Genomic DNA, 18,287 nt, shown 5'->3' on the forward strand with positions numbered 1-18,287 from the left:
TCGTACGCCTTGAACTCACCGAAGTACTTCGTGATCGCTGCCGTCAGAGACGTCTTGCCGTGGTCAACGTGGCCGATAGTGCCGATGTTGACGTGCGGCTTGTTGCGCTCAAACTTACTCTTTGCCATTTTCGGCTCTCCGTTTTGCTAGTCCCCGAGGGGATCTAATTCTTGTTATCGGTCAATTGGTATTCCGGTCACTTCTGACCGGAATACTTTGCCTGGATTTCAGTTGCGACGTTCGACGGGACCGGCGAATAGTGATCGAAGGTCATCGTGTACTGGGCGCGGCCCTGGGACATGGAGCGCAGGTTGTCGACGTACTTGAACATGTTCGCGAGCGGAACGTTCGCGTTGATGACGACGGCGATACCACGGCTTTCCTGGCCCTGGATCTGACCGCGACGGGAGTTCAGGTCGCCGATGACGTCGCCGACATAATCTTCCGGGGTCACGACTTCGACCTTCATCATCGGCTCGAGCAACTGAGCGCCGGCCTTCTTGGCTGCTTCACGGAAGCAGGCACGCGAGGCGATTTCGAAGGCGAGAACCGAGGAGTCGACGTCGTGGAAGGCACCGTCGATGAGGGTCGCCTTGACGCCGAGCATCGGGAAGCCTGCGAGCGGACCCGAAGACAGAACGCTTTCGATGCCCTTCTGGACGCCGGGAACGTATTCCTTCGGAACAGCACCGCCGACGATCTTGGATTCGAACTTGAAGTCGTCGCCATCCGGGTTCGGTTCGAAGACGATCTTGACGCGCGCGAACTGGCCGGTACCACCGGACTGCTTCTTGTGCGTGTAGTCTTCTTCGTGCTGGCGCGTGATGGTTTCGCGGTAGGCAACCTGCGGCGCGCCGACGGTTGCTTCGACCTTGAATTCACGACGCATGCGGTCGACGATGATGTCGAGGTGCAGTTCGCCCATGCCGGCGATGATGGTCTGGCCGGATTCCTGGTCGGTCTTGACGCGGAAGGACGGATCTTCTGCAGCCAGACGGTTGAGCGCGAGGCCCATCTTTTCCTGGTCGCCCTTGGTCTTCGGCTCGATGGCGATCTGGATGACCGGCTCGGGGAATTCCATGCGCTCGAGGATAACCGGCTTCAGCGGATCGCAGAGCGTGTCGCCCGTCGTGGTTTCCTTGAGGCCGGCGAGAGCGACGATGTCGCCTGCGAAGGCTTCTTCGATGTCTTCACGCGAGTTGGAGTGCATCTGCAGCATGCGGCCGACGCGCTCGCGCTTGTCCTTGACCGTGTTCATGACCGACGCGCCCTTTTCGAGCTTGCCGGAGTAGATACGGGCGAAGGTGAGCGAACCGACGAAGGGGTCGTTCATGATCTTGAAGGCGAGCATGGAGAGCGGCTCGTTGTCGTCGGCATGACGCTCGATATCGGCTTCCGTCTTGAAGTCGATGCCCTTGATCGCCGGGATGTCCATCGGCGACGGCAGGTAGTCGACGACGGCGTCGAGCAGCGGCTGCACGCCCTTGTTCTTGAAGGCGGTGCCGCAGAACATCGGGTGGAACTTGACGTCGATCGTGCCGCGGCGAACGAGCTCGCGGATCTTGTCGTTGTCGGGCAGAACGCCTTCGAGATAGGCTTCCATCGCGGCTTCGTCGATGTCGACGACCGTTTCGATCAGCTTTTCGCGGTATTCTTCAGCCTTGGCCTTCATGTCCTCGGGGATCTCGACGACATCCCACTGGGCGCCGAGCGACTCGTCGCGCCAGATGAGAGCGTTCATCTCGATCAGGTCGACGACGCCCTTGAAGTCGCTTTCAGCGCCGATCGGCAGCTGCATGACGACAGCCGTTGCGCCGAGACGGGTCTTGATCATCTCGACGGAGCGGTAGAAGTCCGCGCCGGTCTTGTCCATCTTGTTGCAGAAGATCATCCGCGGGACATTGTACTTCTCGGCCTGGCGCCAGACGGTTTCCGTCTGCGGCTCGACACCGGCGTTGGCGTCCAGCAGCGCGATGGCGCCGTCGAGAACGCGCAGCGAACGCTCGACTTCGATGGTGAAGTCGACGTGGCCGGGGGTGTCGATGATGTTGAAGCGGCGCATCTTGCCGTCACGGCCCTTCCAGAAGGTCGTGGTGGCAGCAGAGGTGATCGTGATGCCACGCTCCTGCTCCTGCTCCATCCAGTCCATGGTGGCTGCGCCGTCGTGGACTTCGCCGATCTTGTGCGACTTGCCGGTGTAGTAAAGAATACGCTCGGTGGTCGTGGTCTTGCCGGCGTCGATGTGCGCCATGATACCGAAATTACGGTAGTCTTCGATCTTATATTCGCGAGCCATTGTGGACTGCCTTTCGATACCGTTCGGAATTACCAGCGATAGTGCGAGAACGCACGGTTGGCGTCAGCCATCTTGTGCGTGTCTTCGCGCTTCTTGACGGCGGAGCCGCGGTTGTTGGACGCATCGAGCAGTTCGCCGGACAGGCGATCGATCATGGTGGTTTCATTGCGCTTGCGGGCAGCGGCAATCAGCCAGCGAATGGCGAGAGCCTGGCGGCGCTCCGGACGAACGTCGACCGGCACCTGATAGGTCGCACCACCGACGCGGCGCGAGCGGACTTCAACGTGCGGGGCGATGTTGTCGAGCGCGGAATGGAAAACCGTGAGCGGCTCCTGCTTGGACTTGCCCTGGACGACGTCGAACGCGCCATAGACGATGCTTTCAGCAACGGACTTCTTGCCGTCGAGCATGATGGCATTCATGAACTTGGTGACGATGAGATCGCCGAACTTCGGATCCGGATTGATCTCGCGCTTTTCTGCTTTATGACGTCTGGACATAGTTTTCGTCTCTTCAACCGTTAAGGCGCTTCATCACGCGGAGGACCTCGCGCAGCGCCGAATTACTCAAAACCGAATTACTTCGGACGCTTCGCGCCATACTTGGAGCGGCGCTGCTTGCGGTTCTTGACACCCTGGGTATCGAGAACGCCGCGGATGATGTGATAACGGACACCCGGAAGGTCCTTGACGCGGCCGCCACGGATCATGACGACGGAGTGTTCCTGAAGGTTGTGACCTTCGCCGGGGATGTAACCAATGACTTCGAAGCCGTTGGTCAGGCGGATCTTTGCGACCTTACGCAGAGCCGAGTTCGGCTTCTTCGGCGTGGTCGTGTAAACGCGCGTGCAAACGCCGCGCTTCTGCGGGTTCTCCTGGAGTGCGGGAACCTTATTACGCTTTACGTTCGCCTGGCGAGGCTTGCGGATCAGCTGGTTTACGGTAGGCATTCAACCATCCCTTACGTTTATCTCAGTACCCTTGCGGGCTTGAACTCGCGCCGTCTCCGGCAGTGACGCACGCTTTCCGTCAATGCGCAAAATATGGCCCGATCCGCTTCCGCAGATGGACCACAAGGAGCAGAGGACGCATAAAATATGCGTCATGCGTGCAGCATCATGACTTCAACGTGCGTTTAGAACCTTGTTTGAGGTGAACTTCAGGGCGCGTCGCCCCGAAAAGCCAAGCCTCACATGGGATCTGATGGCCGGGGTACTACTGGTTTCCACCTGTCTCGTCAAGGCCGGTTAAGAAATAAACTCGCCGTATCGCCTTGATCTCAGGGCCTGAAGCCCTGATTTCACCCTTCTAGACGAAATGACAGCCGTGCGCCAAGATAAAAACTTGGGCATTGCGGTAAAAGCAGTTAAGGAATCAGCAATTGCGGCGTACGGCCCTCACAGCAGGATTCGAGCGACCGAATCGTCAAAGAGCCGAAGGACAGGCGATGATTACGACACCTGACAACGACAATAATTTCGACGGGCCGATGATCTTCATCATCATCGGCAAGGGCTATGAGTCCGACGCCAGCGAGGGCATCGACCTGCACATCATGCTCAAGGCGCCCGACGACGACACGGCCGTGCGCGAGGCGCTGAACGCGCTTGCCGAGGAAGGCTTCATCGAGGCCGATCTCGACCAGATTGGCATGCTGACCGAGGTGCCCGCCGAAGAGCCGCACGCCTCTGCCTATCAGGGCGCCGTCGACGGCGAGGTCGCGATCATCCGCTTCAACTGAGGGGAGCCGACGCTGCCGGTCGCCCAAGCAGCGTAAGCGGAACGAGCCGCCTTCCCTCCCCCAGACCAATCGGATCAGACCAAAACAAAAACCGCCCGGATCGCTCCGGGCGGTTTTTCAATTCATCGGCATCAGCCGCGGATTATTCCGCGGCCGGAGCCTTTTCGGCCATGTCCTGCAGCATCGGCGTGGCAACGGCAGCACCGGTGCCCTTGCGGCGCTCTTCGAGGATCAGCTCGTCGCGCGACGTGGCGATACGGCGGATCTGGGTCATGGTGCCGCCGGTGCCGGCCGGGATGAGGCGGCCGACGATGACGTTTTCCTTCAGACCCTGCAGGCCGTCGGTCTTGCCGGCGATCGCAGCTTCCGTCAGCACCTTGGTCGTTTCCTGGAAGGACGCGGCCGAGATGAAGGACGGGGTCTGCAGCGACGCCTTGGTGATGCCGAGCAGAACCGGATCGCCATAGGCAGGCTTCTTGCCCTGCTCGATCAGGTGATCGTTGACGTCTTCGAGCTCGATCCGGTCGACATTGTCGCCGACGATATAGGTCGAGTCGCCTGCATCGGTGATCTCCACCTTCTGCAGCATCTGACGGACGATCACCTCGATGTGCTTATCGTTGATGACAACGCCCTGCAGGCGGTAGACTTCCTGGATCTCGTTGACGAGGTAGGAGGCCAGAGCCTCTACGCCCTTGATCGCCAGGATGTCGTGCGGAGCCGGGTTACCGTCGAGGATGTAGTCACCCTTTTCGATATAGTCGCCTTCCTGAAGGTGGAAGGGCTTGCCCTTCGGGATCAGGTATTCGACAGGCTCGACACCGTCTTCCGCCGGCTCGATGATGACGCGGCGCTTGTTCTTGTAGTCGCGGCCGAGGCGGATCGTACCATCGATCTCAGCGATGATGGCGTGGTCCTTCGGACGGCGGGCTTCGAACAGCTCGGCAACACGCGGCAGACCGCCGGTGATGTCCTTGGTCTTGGCGCTTTCCAGCGGCGAACGCGCAAGCACGTCACCCTGGGAGACCTTGGTGCCCGGCTCGACCGACAGGATCGCGTCGACCGAGAGCAGGAAGCGGGCGTCACCACCACGAGACAGCTTGGCGACATTGCCGCTGGCATCCTTGATGACGATCGCCGGCTTGAGGTCCGAACCGCGCGGGGTCGAACGCCAGTCGATGACCTGACGCTTGGTGATGCCTGTGGACTCGTCGGTCGCTTCGAGAACGGAGAGACCGTCGACCAAGTCTTCGAACTGCACGGTACCGGCCACTTCCGTCATCATCGGGCGGGTGTAAGGATCCCACTCCGCCAGACGCTGGCCGCGCTTGACCTTGTCACCTTCGTCGACATGCAGCTTCGAACCGTAGGCCACACGCTGCGACGAACGCTCGACGCCACGCTCGTCCAGGATCTGGACGGTCATGTTGCGGCCCATGGCAACGAGATTGCCATCGGAGTTGCGCAGGATGTTGCGGTTCTTGATCTGCACCGTACCTTCGTACGAGGCTTCCAGGAACGACTGGTCGACCACGGTTGCCGTGCCGCCAAGGTGGAAGGTACGCATGGTGAGCTGGGTGCCCGGCTCGCCGATCGACTGAGCGGCAATGACGCCGACGGCTTCGCCCATGTTGACAGGCGTACCACGGGCCAGGTCGCGGCCGTAGCAGACCGAGCAGACGCCCGTCTGGATTTCGCAGGTCAGCGCCGAACGGATGCGGATCGACTGGATACCGGCCTTCTCGATCTCGATGACATCGGGCTCGAGGATCATCTTGCCGGCATCGACGAGGCGCTCACCCGTGACCGGATGATCGATATCGTCGAGCGCCGTGCGGCCGAGGATACGGGCGCCGAGCGAGGCAACCACCTGACCGGCATCGACGATGGCGGTCATGGTGAGGCCGGTTTCGGTGCCGCAATCGACATGCGTGACGATGCAATCCTGCGCGACGTCGACGAGACGACGCGTGAGGTAACCGGAGTTGGCGGTCTTCAAGGCGGTGTCTGCCAGACCCTTGCGGGCGCCGTGCGTCGAGTTGAAGTACTCGTTGACGGTCAGGCCTTCCTTGAAGTTCGAGATGATCGGCGTCTCGATGATTTCACCCGACGGCTTGGCCATGAGGCCACGCATGCCGCCCAGCTGACGCATCTGGTTCGGAGAACCGCGGGCGCCGGAATGCGACATCATATAGATGGCGTTCATCGGCTTCTGGCGGCCGGTGTTCGGATCGAACTCGACAGCCTTAATACGGGCCATCATGTCTTCAGCGACCTTCTCGGTTGCCTTGCCCCAGGCGTCAACGACCTTGTTGTACTTCTCGCCCTGGGTGATCAGGCCGTCGTTGTACTGCTGCTCGTATTCCTTGACCAGGTTTTCGGTGTCGCCAACGATCTTGGCCTTGGTTTCCGGAATGACCATGTCGTCCTTGCCGAACGAAATGCCGGCGCGGCAGGCATGGCTAAAGCCGAGCTGCATGATGCGGTCGCAGAAGATGACCGTGTCCTTCTGGCCGCAATGACGGTAGACCGTGTCGATCATCTTCGAGATGTTCTTCTTGGTCATTTCCTGGTTGCAGATGTCGAAGGGCACCTTGCCGTTCTTCGGCAGCAATTCGCCGATGAGCAGACGGCCAGGCGTCGTCTCATAGATCTTCGAGTAGGGCTTGCCATCCTCGTCGACCGACTTGAAACGGCCGCGGATCTTGGTGTGCAGCGTCACGACCTTGCTTTCCAGCGCGTGATGCAGCTCGCCGAGATCGGAGAAGGCCATGCCTTCGCCCGGCTCGTTCTGGTTCAGGATCGACAGATAGTACAGGCCGAGAACCATGTCCTGCGAGGGAACGATGATCGGCGCGCCGTTGGCCGGATGCAGGATGTTGTTGGTCGACATCATCAGCACGCGGGCTTCGAGCTGGGCTTCGAGCGACAGCGGCACGTGAACGGCCATCTGGTCACCGTCGAAGTCGGCGTTGAAGGCCGTGCAGACGAGCGGATGCAGCTGGATCGCCTTGCCTTCGACCAGGGTGGGTTCGAAGGCCTGGATGCCCAGGCGGTGCAGCGTCGGTGCGCGGTTCAAGAGAACCGGATGTTCGCGGATGACCTCGTCGAGGATATCCCAGACCTCAGGCTTTTCCTTTTCGACCAGCTTCTTGGCCTGCTTGACGGTCGAGGAGTAACCCTTGGCGTCGAGGCGGGCATAGATGAACGGCTTGAAGAGTTCGAGTGCCATCTTCTTCGGCAGGCCGCACTGGTGCAGCTTCAGTTCCGGGCCGGTGACGATGACCGAACGGCCGGAATAGTCGACGCGCTTGCCGAGCAGGTTCTGGCGGAAGCGGCCCTGCTTGCCCTTCAGCATGTCGGAGAGCGACTTCAGCGGACGCTTGTTGGCGCCGGTGATGACGCGGCCGCGACGGCCGTTGTCGAACAGCGCGTCAACCGATTCCTGCAGCATGCGCTTTTCGTTGCGGATGATGATGCCAGGCGCACGAAGCTCGATCAGGCGCTTCAGACGGTTGTTACGGTTGATGACGCGGCGGTAGAGATCGTTCAGATCCGACGTCGCAAAACGGCCGCCGTCGAGCGGAACCAGCGGACGCAGGTCCGGCGGAATGACCGGGACGACCTTCATGATCATCCATTCCGGACGGTTGCCGGATTCCATGAAGTTCTCGACGATCTTCAGGCGCTTCATCAGCTTCTTCTGCTTGAGATCCGACGTCGTGTCGGCAAGCTCGGAGCGCAGATCGCCGGCGATCTTTTCGAGATTCATCGAGGCCAGCATCTCGTAGATCGCCTCAGCGCCGATCATCGCGGTGAACTGGTCTTCGCCGTATTCGTCGACGGCGAGCATGTACTCTTCTTCCGTCAGGAGCTGATGCTCCTTGAGCGCGGTCAGGCCCGGCTCGGTGACGATGTAGTTTTCGAAATAGAGGACGCGCTCGACATCCTTCAGCGTCATGTCGAGCAGCGTCGAGATGCGCGACGGCAGCGACTTCAGGAACCAGATGTGGGCAACGGGAGCGGCGAGCTCGATATGGCCCATACGCTCACGGCGAACGCGCGACAGCGTGACTTCGACGCCGCACTTTTCGCAGATGATGCCCTTGTACTTCATGCGCTTGTACTTGCCGCACAGGCATTCGTAGTCCTTGATCGGCCCGAAGATGCGCGCGCAGAACAGACCGTCGCGTTCCGGCTTGAACGTGCGGTAGTTGATGGTTTCCGGCTTCTTGATCTCACCGTAGGACCAGGAGAGGATCTTCTCCGGAGACGCGATCGAAATCCGAATGGAATCGAAATTCTGTGCAGGCACCTGCGGATTGAAAAGATTCATGACCTCTTGGTTCATGCCTGTCTCCTTCATGGGCTAAAGCGCCCTCAAAATGCGATGGTCGGCGGCAATTTCCCGGGAGCCGCCTCCCTCGCTTAAACGAGAATAACCGCAAGATGCGGCGAAACTTCCCTCCCGGGCCGACACGGATACGGCGCCCGGCGGGACCGGCGTGCGCCGCATTGGCAGCGCACGCCCTATCAAGTGCTTACTCGGCCGCGTCGGGCAGCTGAGCTGCCTGCGCCTCGTCAAGCTTGGTGTTTTCGAGCTCGACACTGAGGCCCAGCGAGCGCATTTCCTTGACGAGAACGTTGAAGCTTTCCGGAATACCGGCTTCGAACGTGTCGTCTCCGCGGACGATGGCTTCGTAGACCTTGGTGCGGCCGGCGACGTCGTCCGACTTCACCGTCAGCATTTCCTGCAGCGTGTAGGCCGCACCGTATGCTTCGAGCGCCCAGACTTCCATTTCGCCGAAGCGCTGGCCGCCGAACTGCGCCTTGCCACCCAGCGGCTGCTGGGTCACGAGCGAGTAAGGACCGATCGAACGGGCATGGATCTTGTCGTCGACCAGGTGGTTGAGCTTCAGCATGTAGATGTAGCCCACCGTCACCTGACGGTCGAACTGCTCGCCGGTACGGCCGTCATAGAGCGTCGACTGACCGGTATCCTTGAGACCTGCCAGACGCAGCATGTCGTTGACGTCGCCTTCATTGGCACCGTCGAAGACAGGCGTCGCGATCGAAACGCCGCGCTTCCACTGGTCGGCGAGACGCAGAACGGAGTCGTCGTCGAACTCGTGAACCTGTTCGGCCTTCGGACCGTCACCGACGACATCGCCGATGGTCTTGCGCAGCGGCTCGATGTTGCCATTGGCCTTGTAGGCTTCGATCAGCTCGCCGATCTGGCGACCCATGCCGGCGCAGGCCCAACCCAGATGGGTTTCAAGGATCTGGCCGACGTTCATGCGCGAGGGCACGCCGAGCGGGTTCAAAACGACGTCGACATGCGTGCCGTCTTCGAGGAACGGCATGTCCTCGACAGGCACAATGCGCGAAACGACGCCCTTGTTCCCGTGACGGCCGGCCATCTTGTCGCCCGGCTGGATCTTGCGCTTCACGGCGACGAAGACCTTGACCATCTTCATGACGCCAGGAGGCATTTCATCGCCGCGCTGGACCTTCTCGACCTTGTCCATGAAGCGCTGTTCAAGGCGCGACTTGGATTCGTCGTACTGACCGCGGAGCGCTTCGAGTTCGCTCTGGACCTTTTCGTCCTCGACCGCGAACATCCACCACTGCGAGCGGGGATATTCGGAGACGACGGCGTTCGAAAGCTCGGTGCCCTTCTTGAAGCCCTTCGGGCCGGCGATGGAGGCCTGGCCGCGCAGCATTTCGATCAGACGGCCGTAGACGTTACGGTCGAGGATCGCCTGCTCGTCGTCGCGGTCCTTGGCAAGACGCTCGATCTCTTCGCGCTCGATCGCCATCGCGCGCTCGTCCTTCTCGACGCCATGGCGGTTGAAGACGCGAACTTCGACGATCGTGCCGTAGGTGCCGGGCGGCATGCGCATGGAGGTATCGCGCACGTCGGAGGCCTTTTCGCCGAAGATGGCGCGCAGAAGCTTTTCTTCCGGCGTCATCGGGCTTTCGCCCTTCGGCGTGATCTTGCCGACGAGGATATCGCCCGGCTGAACTTCGGCGCCGATATAGACGATGCCGGCTTCGTCGAGGTTCTTCAGCGCTTCTTCCGAAACGTTCGGAATATCGCGGGTGATTTCCTCAGGACCAAGCTTGGTGTCGCGCGCCATCACTTCGAATTCTTCGATGTGGATGGAGGTGAACACGTCGTCGGCAACGATGCGCTCGGAGAGCAGGATCGAGTCTTCGTAGTTGTAGCCGTTCCAGGGCATGAACGCGACGAGCGCGTTGCGGCCGAGCGCCAGGTCGCCGAGATCGGTCGACGGACCGTCGGCGAGGATGTCGCCGCGGTTGACGACGTCACCGACGGTGACCAGCGGACGCTGGTTGACGCAGGTGTTCTGGTTCGAACGCTGGAACTTCTGCAGGCGGTAGATATCGACGCCGGACTTGCCGGCTTCGAGGTCTTCCGTGGCGCGGATAACGATACGCGTCGCGTCGACCTGGTCGACCACGCCGCCGCGACGGGCGCCGATGGCAGCGCCGGAGTCACGGGCGACGACCGGTTCCATGCCGGTGCCGACGAACGGGGCTTCGGCACGCAGCAGCGGCACGGCCTGACGCTGCATGTTCGAGCCCATGAGCGCGCGGTTGGCGTCGTCGTTTTCCAGGAACGGGATGAGAGCGGCAGCGACCGAAACGACCTGCTTCGGCGAGACGTCCATCAAGTTCATGCTGTCGCGCGGCGCCAGCATGACTTCGCCGGCGTGACGGCAGACGACGAATTCGTCGACGAAGGAGCCGTCGGCGTTCATTTCGGCGTTGGCCTGGGCAACGTAGTACTTCGCCTCTTCCATGGCGGAGAGGTAGAGCACGTCGTTCGTCACCTTGCCGTCGACGATGCGGCGATACGGGCTTTCGATGAAGCCGTACTTGTTGACGCGGGCAAAGGTCGCCAGCGAGTTGATCAGACCGATGTTCGGGCCTTCCGGCGTTTCGATCGGGCAGATACGGCCGTAATGGGTCGGATGCACGTCGCGGACTTCGAAGCCGGCGCGCTCGCGGGTCAGACCGCCCGGGCCAAGAGCCGAAAGACGGCGCTTGTGGGTGATTTCCGAGAGCGGGTTGACCTGGTCCATGAACTGCGAGAGCTGCGAGGAACCGAAGAATTCGCGGACGGCGGCAGCCGCCGGCTTGGCGTTGATCAGATCCTGCGGCATGACCGTGTCGATCTCGATCGAGGACATGCGTTCCTTGATCGCGCGCTCCATGCGCAGCAGGCCGAGACGGTACTGATTTTCCATCAGCTCGCCGACCGAGCGGACGCGGCGGTTGCCGAGGTTGTCGATGTCGTCGATCTCGCCCTTGCCGTCGCGCAGTTCGACCAGCATCTTGACCACGGCCAGGATGTCGTCCTTGCGCAGGATGCGGACGGTGTCTTCGACGGTCAGGTCGAGACGCATGTTCATCTTGACGCGGCCGACGGCGGAGAGGTCGTAACGCTCCGCATCGAAGAACAGCGAGTTGAACATGGCTTCGGCCGATTCCATGGTCGGCGGTTCACCCGGACGCATGACGCGGTAGATGTCGAACAGAGCGTCCTGACGGTTCTCGTTCTTGTCGGCCGACAGCGTGTTGCGGATATAGGCGCCGACATTGATGTGGTCGATGCCGAGAACCGGGATTTCGTCGAAACCGTTCGACAGGATGATGCCGAGCGTCTTCTCGTCGATTTCGTCGCCGGCCTCGAGATAGATCTCACCCGTCGAGTAGTTGACGATGTCTTCGGCGAGGTAGTTGCCGTAAAGGTCGTCGTCGCCGGCCTTCAGCGCCTTCAGGCCCTTGTCGGAGAGCTGGCGCAGCAGGCGCGGGGTCAGCTTCTTGCCGGCTTCCACGACGACTTCGCCGGTATCGGCGTCGACCATCTCGGTGATCGCCTTGGCGCCCTTCAGCGTTTCCGGCTTGAAGGGAATGCGCCAGCCTTCGCCGTCGCGCTTGTAGAGCGACTTCGTGTAGAAGGTGTCGAGGATTTCCTCGCCGTCCATGCCGAGCGCCATCAGCAGCGACGTGACAGGGATCTTACGGCGGCGGTCGATACGGGCGTAGACGATATCCTTGGCGTCGAATTCGATATCGAGCCAGGAGCCGCGATACGGGATGACGCGGGCGGCAAAGAGCAGCTTGCCGGAAGAATGGCTCTTGCCCTTGTCGTGGTCGAAGAAGACGCCCGGCGAACGGTGCATCTGGGAGACGATGACGCGCTCGGTGCCGTTGACGATGAACGTGCCGTTATTGGTCATGAGCGGCATGTCGCCCATGTAAACGGACTGTTCCTTGATGTCCTTGATCGACTTCGCGCCGGTATCCTCATCGATATCGAACACGATGAGGCGCAGCGTCACCTTCAGCGGCGCTGCATAGGTCAGGTCGCGCTGACGGCATTCGTCAACGTCGAACTTCGGCGGTTCGAATTCGTAGGATACGAATTCCAGCATGGAAGCGCCGGAGAAATCGGTGATCGGGAAAACCGACTTGAAAACGGCCTGAAGGCCCTCGTCGGGCCGGCCGCCTTTCGGCTCTTCAACCATCAAAAACTGGTCGTAGGACGCCTTCTGAACCTCGATGAGGTTCGGCATTTCTGCGACTTCGGGGATCTTACCAAAAAACTTGCGTACGCGCCTGCGACCGTTGAACGAAAGGGTCTGAGCCATCGTCGCTCCTTCAAAATCTTGCACCCGGGCCTGCAACGGACGGGAACCGATGGCCAGTCGATCCCGTCAATCAATGGGTAGTTCAATCTCGTCCGGCACCCGAAAACGCTCAGCTCGGATTGCTGTGCTGCCCTCGGCGCGAGACTATCCTTTTGAAGAACCCATTACCCAAAAGCCGGTTTGACGCGGCTTTTGGGTAATTCGTTCAGAAAAACGGCAAATGGGAGGCAGCAATTGCCGCCTCCCAAAAGCAGTTCAAGCTTACTTGACGTCGGCCTTGGCGCCGGCGTCTTCAAGCTTCTTCTTGATGTCGGCGGCTTCAGCCTTGGAAACGCCTTCCTTGACAGCCTTCGGAGCGGCCTCGACGAGGTCCTTGGCTTCCTTGAGGCCGAGACCGGTGATGGCGCGGACTTCCTTGATGACGTTGATCTTGTTGGCGCCGGCATCCGCGAGGATGACGTCGAACTCGGTCTTTTCTTCTTCGACCGGAGCAGCAGCGCCTGCACCACCGCCAACGGCAGCAACAGCTACCGGAGCAGCAGCGGAAACGCCCCACTTTTCTTCGAGAAGCTTCGACAGTTCTGCAGCTTCCAGAACGGTCAGCGAGGAGAGGTCGTCAACGATCTTTGCGAGATCAGCCATTTTACTAGTTCCTTTTGTTCGGTTCGAACCGGTTGATTATAAACAGCGAAAAACCGCCTTAAGCGGCTTCGTCCTTCTTGGCGTAGGCCGAAAACACGCGGGCAAGCTGGCTTGCCGGTGCTGCAACAACCCCAGCGATGCGGGTAGCCGGTGTCTGGATCATGCCCAGCAGCTTCGCACGCAGCTCGTCGAGCGAAGGCAGGGTCGCAAGCGACTTGACTGCTTCGGCGTTGAGCGTGGTTGTTCCCATGGCGCCGCCGAGAACCACGATCTTGTCGTTGATCTTGGCGAAATCCATGACGACCTTCGGAGCGGTGATCGGATCATTGCTGTAAGCAATGAGCGTCTGACCCTTGAAGAGATTGGTAATCCCTTCCGCTTCCGTACCCTGAAGGGCAATTTTGGCCAGGCGGTTCTTCGCGACTTTGACGGTACCGCCAGCTGCACGCATCTTCGAACGAAAATCGTTCATCTGCGCGACTGTAGCACCAGCATAGTGGGCCACGACGACTGAGCCCGAAGCCTTGAAGACTTCGTTCAGTTCCGTGACGAATTCGCGTTTTTCCGCTCTTTCCACTGCCTATCTCCAGTTGGCAGGACCGAAAACGGGCCTGCCGGGTTGCCTTTTGCCTCCTGGGATCATGCGAGATCCCAAGCGACGCTTGAGGATCCTGTCCCCCCGCGCTCCCGCGCCAATCAAGGCTAAAGAGGCACAAGGCATCCAAGGCTCGAACCGAGTTACGAGAAGTAAACTTCATGCAATTCGGGTCTTACCCGTCTCATGCAGGCGAAGTGATTAAGGGAAAACCACCTGCAATCTCGGACAGGATTCCGGATTTCTCCGGAATATTCCGGCCCCTTGCGAGGCCGGAATTTCAGTGACCGGACCGAGGTCCGGCAATCTACTTATGCAGTCGGAGCTGCGGTGACCGAGCCGACTTCGATCTTGACGCCCGGGCCCATGGTCGAAGAAATCGCCACGCGCTTGACGTAGTTGCCCTTGGCGCCAGCCGGCTTCGCCTTGATGACGGCGTCGGCAAATGCGCGGATGTTTTCTTCCAGAGCCTTGGCGTCGAACGAGGCCTTGCCGATGCCGGCATGGACGATGCCGGCCTTCTCGACGCGGAACTCGACAGCGCCGCCCTTGGAAGCCTTGACGGCTCCGGCGACATCCATGGTAACGGTGCCGACCTTCGGGTTCGGCATCATGCCGCGCGGACCGAGAACCTTACCGAGACGACCGACGAGCGGCATCATGTCGGGGGTGGCGATGCAGCGATCGAATTCGATCTTGCCGCCCTGGACGATTTCGACGAGGTCTTCAGCACCGACGACATCGGCACCGGCAGCCTTGGCTTCATCGGCCTTGGCGCCGCGAGCGAAGACGGCAACGCGAACCGTACGGCCGGTGCCGTTCGGCAGGTTGACGACGCCGCGAACCATCTGGTCCGCATGGCGCGGGTCGACGCCGAGGTTCATCGAGACTTCGATGGTTTCGTCGAACTTGGCGACAGCCCGTTCCTTGACCATGCCGATGGCCAGGGACAGAGCATAGAGCTTGGTGGGATCAACACCTTCGTTGATCTTCTGCGTGCGCTTACCAGCCATGATCTTAACCCACCACTTCCAGGCCCATGGCGCGGGCAGAGCCCTCGATCATCGCCATTGCACCTTCGATATCCGCTGCGTTCAGATCCTTCATCTTGGCTTCCGCGATCGTCTTGATCTGAGCCTTGGTGAGGGAGCCGGCCTTGGCACCCTTACCGGGCGTCTTGGAACCGGACGTGATCTTCGCTTCCTTCTTCAGCCAGTAGCTGACCGGAGGCTGCTTCATCGCGAAGGTGAAGGACTTGTCCTGGTAATAGGTGATGACGACCGGGATCGGCATACCCTTTTCCATTTCCTGCGTGGCGGCATTGAACGCCTTGCAGAATTCCATGATGTTAATGCCACGCTGACCAAGCGCCGGACCAATCGGCGGGGACGGGTTTGCCGATCCTGCCTTGACCTGAAGCTTGAGCTGGCCTGCAACTTTCTTAGCCATATCTCTCTGCCTTTCATGAACGGCCGGTCGCCCGGCCCGTGATGCCGGATCTCTCCGGCGGCTGCGGTTGCGTGGTGCGGATCATTAGGGTCCGGCTAAGACCCCTCACCTTCCACGCGGGTGCGGACGATGTCCGCGGGAAACAGGCCGCAAGGCCAGCTTCCAATTTCCAGCAATCAGACCTTCTCGACCTGAGCGTATTCCAACTCGACCGGCGTTGCGCGGCCGAAGATCGACACCTCAACCTTCAGGCGCGAACGTTCTTCGTCCACATCCTGAACCGTGCCGTTGAACGAAGCGAACGGGCCGTCGGAAACGCGAACCTGCTCGCCGATCTCGAAGGTGATGGAGGCCTTCGGCCGCTCGACACCTTCCTGGACCTGGCCGAGAATGCGCTCGGCTTCATAATCCGGAATCGGAACGGGCTTATTGTCGGAGCCGAGGAAACCGGTGACCTTCGGCGTATTCTTGATCAGGTGGTAGGCTTCGTCAGTCAGATTGGCGCGAACCATGACGTAGCCGGGGAAAAACTTGCGCTCGGAATCGACCTTGCGGCCGCGACGCACTTCCACCACCTTTTCGGTCGGCACGAGAATCTTCTCGAACAGGTGCTCAAGCCCCTTCTGGCGAGCCTTGTTCTCGATGTCTTCCGCGACCTTCTTCTCAAAATTGGAATATGCGTGGACGATGTACCAACGTGCCGCCATTTTCATCTCCACCCGTATCAGTTGCCGGTATTCAGCACGAAGCTCAGAACCCAGCCGATCAGCTGGTCAGCGGCAAAGAAAAACAGCGCAGCGAAAACCACCATCACAAGCACCATAACCGTCGAGATCATCGTCTCGCGGCGCGACGGCCATGTAACTTTGGACGTCTCGGAGCGAACCTGCTGCAGAAACGCAAACGGATTGGATTTGGATGCCATCGACTGCCCACGCAATTACGGCGCGTAAAGCTGAAACTATCAGCCCCACGCACCGCGTGTCTGTTGAACCCTAAATAAACACCGATTTCCGAATACACAAGAGGGAAACCGACGTTTAACGAAATTAGTTACCACCAATAATCCCCCGGCCGGAATGCCGCGAGCATGTCCGCGCTGTCCCGCATCAAGGAAAATGGCAGGGGCAGTAGGGCTCGAACCTACGACCTGCGGTTTTGGAGACCGCCGCTCTACCAACTGAGCTATACCCCTTCATACCGATCATTCAGCGTCCGGGCCAAGGCCCGCAAATCGCTGCTGAAAAGCATGGCGCTCCCTTTAAGACGACGGCAGCGGAATGGCAAGCACGATTTTCGATTTTCAAAGCCATTCTGCGCATATGCCAGCAATCGGCTTTTCCATCGTGCCACCAGTTCGGTTCAGACCTTCACATATTTGCGCCAATCATGCTCTTCTTTAAAACCCAGCACCTCGCGAATCTTGCGATTGGAGAGCAGGCCTTCATATTCGCCGATCTCGCGGGTGAAAGGCACGTTCGGGAAGAATCGCTTCGCAAGCTCCTTCGATGGCGTATTGGCCGAGACGGTGTCGTTGGCCGCGTTGAAGACCTGATAGCCGAGACCGTCCTTTTCGATGCAGAGATGGCAGATCTGCCCGAGATCGCGGGCATCGATATAGCTCCAGGCGATGCGCTTGCGCATCTCGGGATTGGCGAAAAAAGTGGGGAACCGCTCATATTCGTGCGGCTCGATGACGTTGCCGATTCGCAGCGCGTAGATGTCGAAGCCCGAACGTTCGGCAAAGGCGCGGGCCGTCTTTTCGTTGACCACCTTGGAAAGCCCGTAGGAATCCATAGGGTTGACGTCATAATCCTCCTCCAGCGGGAACTGGTGGAAATCACGATGGCCTTCGGCGAAGCACACGCCGTAGGTCGTCTCGCTCGATGCGACGATGATTTTCCTGATGCCGAGTTTCACCGCCGCTTCGATGACATTATAGGTGCCCATCGTGTTGATGCGGAAGGTTTCGTTGTCGGGCTTGATCAGGATGCGCGGGATGGCGGCGAAATGTACGACGGCATCGAAGGTCTGCACGCCCCTGCCCGCATCGAGATCGGGAAAATCGCGGTGCATAGAGAGCGCGTTGAAGACCTGACCGCTATCGGTGATGTCGGCAATGAGATTGGTGACGCCTGGACTATCCAGCGGCACGAGATCGAGGTTGTGAACCTCGTAACCTGATTTGACGAGCCACGGCACGGTATGGCGACCTGCCTTGCCCGAGCCACCCGTGAACAGAATTCGCTTCTTCATGAAGATATCCTCCGCGTGATGAAATCGGAGGCATAGTTAGACGCTTCGGCGCGAAGAGCAAGCGAGCGTCCGGCAAGGGCTTAGCCCCGCATCGCCAGGAGCACCCTATCCGGAGCACCCATCCCTGGCACTGGGCGCCGATCATTTCCAATCACCGCAGAAGCCTGCGATGCTCTGCAAGGATCGTCAGGTGACGACCCTCACCTCCAACGTCGTCACTTGACGACGCTTATCTCGTTGACCTGCACTCCGGCTGCCTGAACAACCTCTTGCGGAATTGCAGCGATGAAAAACATCGTGAAAACATACATTGCGAATATCGTCGCAGCGAATGTGGCCTTTGGAATCATCCGGCTCTCCTCTTTGCAAGGAGGATTCTGGACTAAAATGGAGCAATCACAACCGGTTTCTGAATGCTAGATGAACAAAATACTGTGACGGGCAAATTTAACGATATTTTTACAACAGCTGTTAAGCCCATCGATGAGCATCAGAACGAAAAAACCCCGCCGTTTCCAGCGGGGTTTTTCATGAATTGAAGGTAATCCAGGATTACTCGACGATCGAAGCGACGATACCGGCGCCGACGGTGCGGCCGCCTTCGCGGATTGCGAAGCGCAGCTTTTCT

General features: G+C 59.8%; 16 protein-coding genes and 1 tRNA gene. 1 reads left to right on the forward strand and 16 read right to left on the reverse strand.

The window, feature by feature from the left end; all coding sequences use genetic code 11:
* From CO666_RS32560 to rpsL, 4 genes are all read right to left on the reverse strand, one after another.
* On the reverse strand, positions 1–128 hold a 128-nt coding region (locus tag CO666_RS32560), incomplete at its 3' end, for a GTP-binding protein (protein ID WP_244520023.1).
* 68 nt (positions 129–196) lie between these two features.
* The gene (gene fusA, locus CO666_RS32565) at positions 197–2,296 is read right to left on the reverse strand and encodes an elongation factor G (protein WP_097616027.1); all 2,100 of its coding nucleotides are present in this window, start codon (positions 2,294–2,296) and stop codon (positions 197–199) included.
* Between the two features lie 29 nt (positions 2,297–2,325).
* Positions 2,326–2,796 (reverse strand): 30S ribosomal protein S7, encoded by a 471-nt coding sequence (rpsG, locus tag CO666_RS32570; protein WP_085736912.1) that lies wholly within the window; start codon positions 2,794–2,796, stop codon positions 2,326–2,328.
* A 77-nt stretch (positions 2,797–2,873) separates the two neighbouring features.
* Complete coding sequence (gene rpsL, locus CO666_RS32575) at positions 2,874–3,245, reverse strand: 30S ribosomal protein S12 (RefSeq protein WP_003547537.1); 372 nt, start codon at positions 3,243–3,245, stop codon at positions 2,874–2,876.
* Positions 3,246–3,742: 497 nt separating this feature from the next.
* On the opposite strand from rpsL, the gene CO666_RS32580 reads away from it, so the two are divergent.
* A complete protein-coding gene (locus CO666_RS32580; protein ID WP_028757598.1) occupies positions 3,743–4,036 on the forward strand; it encodes a hypothetical protein in 294 nt (97 codons plus the stop codon).
* A gap of 142 nt (positions 4,037–4,178) precedes the next feature.
* Here CO666_RS32580 and rpoC read toward each other — a convergent pair whose 3' ends face one another.
* The 12 genes from rpoC to CO666_RS33945 all read right to left on the reverse strand — a co-directional run.
* Positions 4,179–8,387: a DNA-directed RNA polymerase subunit beta' gene (gene rpoC, locus CO666_RS32585; protein ID WP_097616031.1), complete on the reverse strand. Its 4,209-nt coding sequence runs from the start codon at positions 8,385–8,387 to the stop codon at positions 4,179–4,181.
* A gap of 190 nt (positions 8,388–8,577) precedes the next feature.
* Entirely contained in the window at positions 8,578–12,717 is a 4,140-nt protein-coding gene (gene rpoB, locus CO666_RS32590; protein WP_085736910.1) for a DNA-directed RNA polymerase subunit beta, read from the reverse strand.
* Between the two features lie 261 nt (positions 12,718–12,978).
* A complete protein-coding gene (gene rplL / locus CO666_RS32595) occupies positions 12,979–13,359 on the reverse strand; it encodes a 50S ribosomal protein L7/L12 (RefSeq protein ID WP_085736909.1) in 381 nt (126 codons plus the stop codon).
* 58 nt (positions 13,360–13,417) lie between these two features.
* Positions 13,418–13,936: a 50S ribosomal protein L10 gene (rplJ, locus tag CO666_RS32600; protein ID WP_097616034.1), complete on the reverse strand. Its 519-nt coding sequence runs from the start codon at positions 13,934–13,936 to the stop codon at positions 13,418–13,420.
* A gap of 329 nt (positions 13,937–14,265) precedes the next feature.
* Positions 14,266–14,967, reverse strand: coding sequence for a 50S ribosomal protein L1 (rplA, locus tag CO666_RS32605; RefSeq protein ID WP_085736907.1), 702 nt, complete (start codon positions 14,965–14,967; stop codon positions 14,266–14,268).
* A 4-nt stretch (positions 14,968–14,971) separates the two neighbouring features.
* Complete coding sequence (gene rplK / locus CO666_RS32610; protein ID WP_047620024.1) at positions 14,972–15,403, reverse strand: 50S ribosomal protein L11; 432 nt, start codon at positions 15,401–15,403, stop codon at positions 14,972–14,974.
* Between the two features lie 176 nt (positions 15,404–15,579).
* Entirely contained in the window at positions 15,580–16,110 is a 531-nt protein-coding gene (nusG, locus tag CO666_RS32615) for a transcription termination/antitermination protein NusG (RefSeq protein WP_003547516.1), read from the reverse strand.
* A gap of 17 nt (positions 16,111–16,127) precedes the next feature.
* Positions 16,128–16,328 carry a preprotein translocase subunit SecE gene (secE, locus tag CO666_RS32620; protein ID WP_003573826.1) on the reverse strand — a complete coding sequence of 67 codons (201 nt, stop codon included), beginning with the start codon at positions 16,326–16,328 and terminating at the stop codon, positions 16,128–16,130.
* A 194-nt stretch (positions 16,329–16,522) separates the two neighbouring features.
* A tRNA-Trp gene (locus CO666_RS32625) sits at positions 16,523–16,598 on the reverse strand.
* Between the two features lie 167 nt (positions 16,599–16,765).
* Positions 16,766–17,659, reverse strand: a complete 894-nt coding sequence (locus CO666_RS32630; RefSeq protein ID WP_097616037.1) for an NAD-dependent epimerase/dehydratase family protein — start codon at positions 17,657–17,659, stop codon at positions 16,766–16,768.
* A gap of 215 nt (positions 17,660–17,874) precedes the next feature.
* A complete protein-coding gene (locus tag CO666_RS34955) occupies positions 17,875–18,009 on the reverse strand; it encodes a hypothetical protein (protein ID WP_010069473.1) in 135 nt (44 codons plus the stop codon).
* 202 nt (positions 18,010–18,211) lie between these two features.
* A partial coding sequence (locus tag CO666_RS33945) for an EF-Tu C-terminal domain-related protein (RefSeq protein WP_130520932.1) occupies positions 18,212–18,287 on the reverse strand: 76 nt, incomplete at its 5' end.

Source organism: Rhizobium chutanense, from assembly GCF_002531935.1.
Lineage (GTDB): Bacteria > Pseudomonadota > Alphaproteobacteria > Rhizobiales > Rhizobiaceae > Rhizobium > Rhizobium chutanense.

Coding starts and splice junctions, on each gene's coding strand:
- rpoB (WP_085736910.1), bottom strand. CDS start 12,717: ATGGCTCAGACCCTTTCGTTCAACGGTCGCAGGCGCGTACGCAAGTTT.
- CO666_RS32580 (WP_028757598.1), top strand. CDS start 3,743: ATGATTACGACACCTGACAACGACAATAATTTCGACGGGCCGATGATC.
- rpoC (WP_097616031.1), bottom strand. CDS start 8,387: ATGAACCAAGAGGTCATGAATCTTTTCAATCCGCAGGTGCCTGCACAG.
- CO666_RS34955 (WP_010069473.1), bottom strand. CDS start 18,009: ATGATTCCAAAGGCCACATTCGCTGCGACGATATTCGCAATGTATGTT.
- rplK (WP_047620024.1), bottom strand. CDS start 15,403: ATGGCTAAGAAAGTTGCAGGCCAGCTCAAGCTTCAGGTCAAGGCAGGA.
- rplA (WP_085736907.1), bottom strand. CDS start 14,967: ATGGCTGGTAAGCGCACGCAGAAGATCAACGAAGGTGTTGATCCCACC.
- nusG (WP_003547516.1), bottom strand. CDS start 16,110: ATGGCGGCACGTTGGTACATCGTCCACGCATATTCCAATTTTGAGAAG.
- secE (WP_003573826.1), bottom strand. CDS start 16,328: ATGGCATCCAAATCCAATCCGTTTGCGTTTCTGCAGCAGGTTCGCTCC.
- fusA (WP_097616027.1), bottom strand. CDS start 2,296: ATGGCTCGCGAATATAAGATCGAAGACTACCGTAATTTCGGTATCATG.
- CO666_RS32630 (WP_097616037.1), bottom strand. CDS start 17,659: ATGAAGAAGCGAATTCTGTTCACGGGTGGCTCGGGCAAGGCAGGTCGC.
- rplL (WP_085736909.1), bottom strand. CDS start 13,359: ATGGCTGATCTCGCAAAGATCGTTGACGACCTCTCCTCGCTGACCGTT.
- rpsL (WP_003547537.1), bottom strand. CDS start 3,245: ATGCCTACCGTAAACCAGCTGATCCGCAAGCCTCGCCAGGCGAACGTA.
- rpsG (WP_085736912.1), bottom strand. CDS start 2,796: ATGTCCAGACGTCATAAAGCAGAAAAGCGCGAGATCAATCCGGATCCG.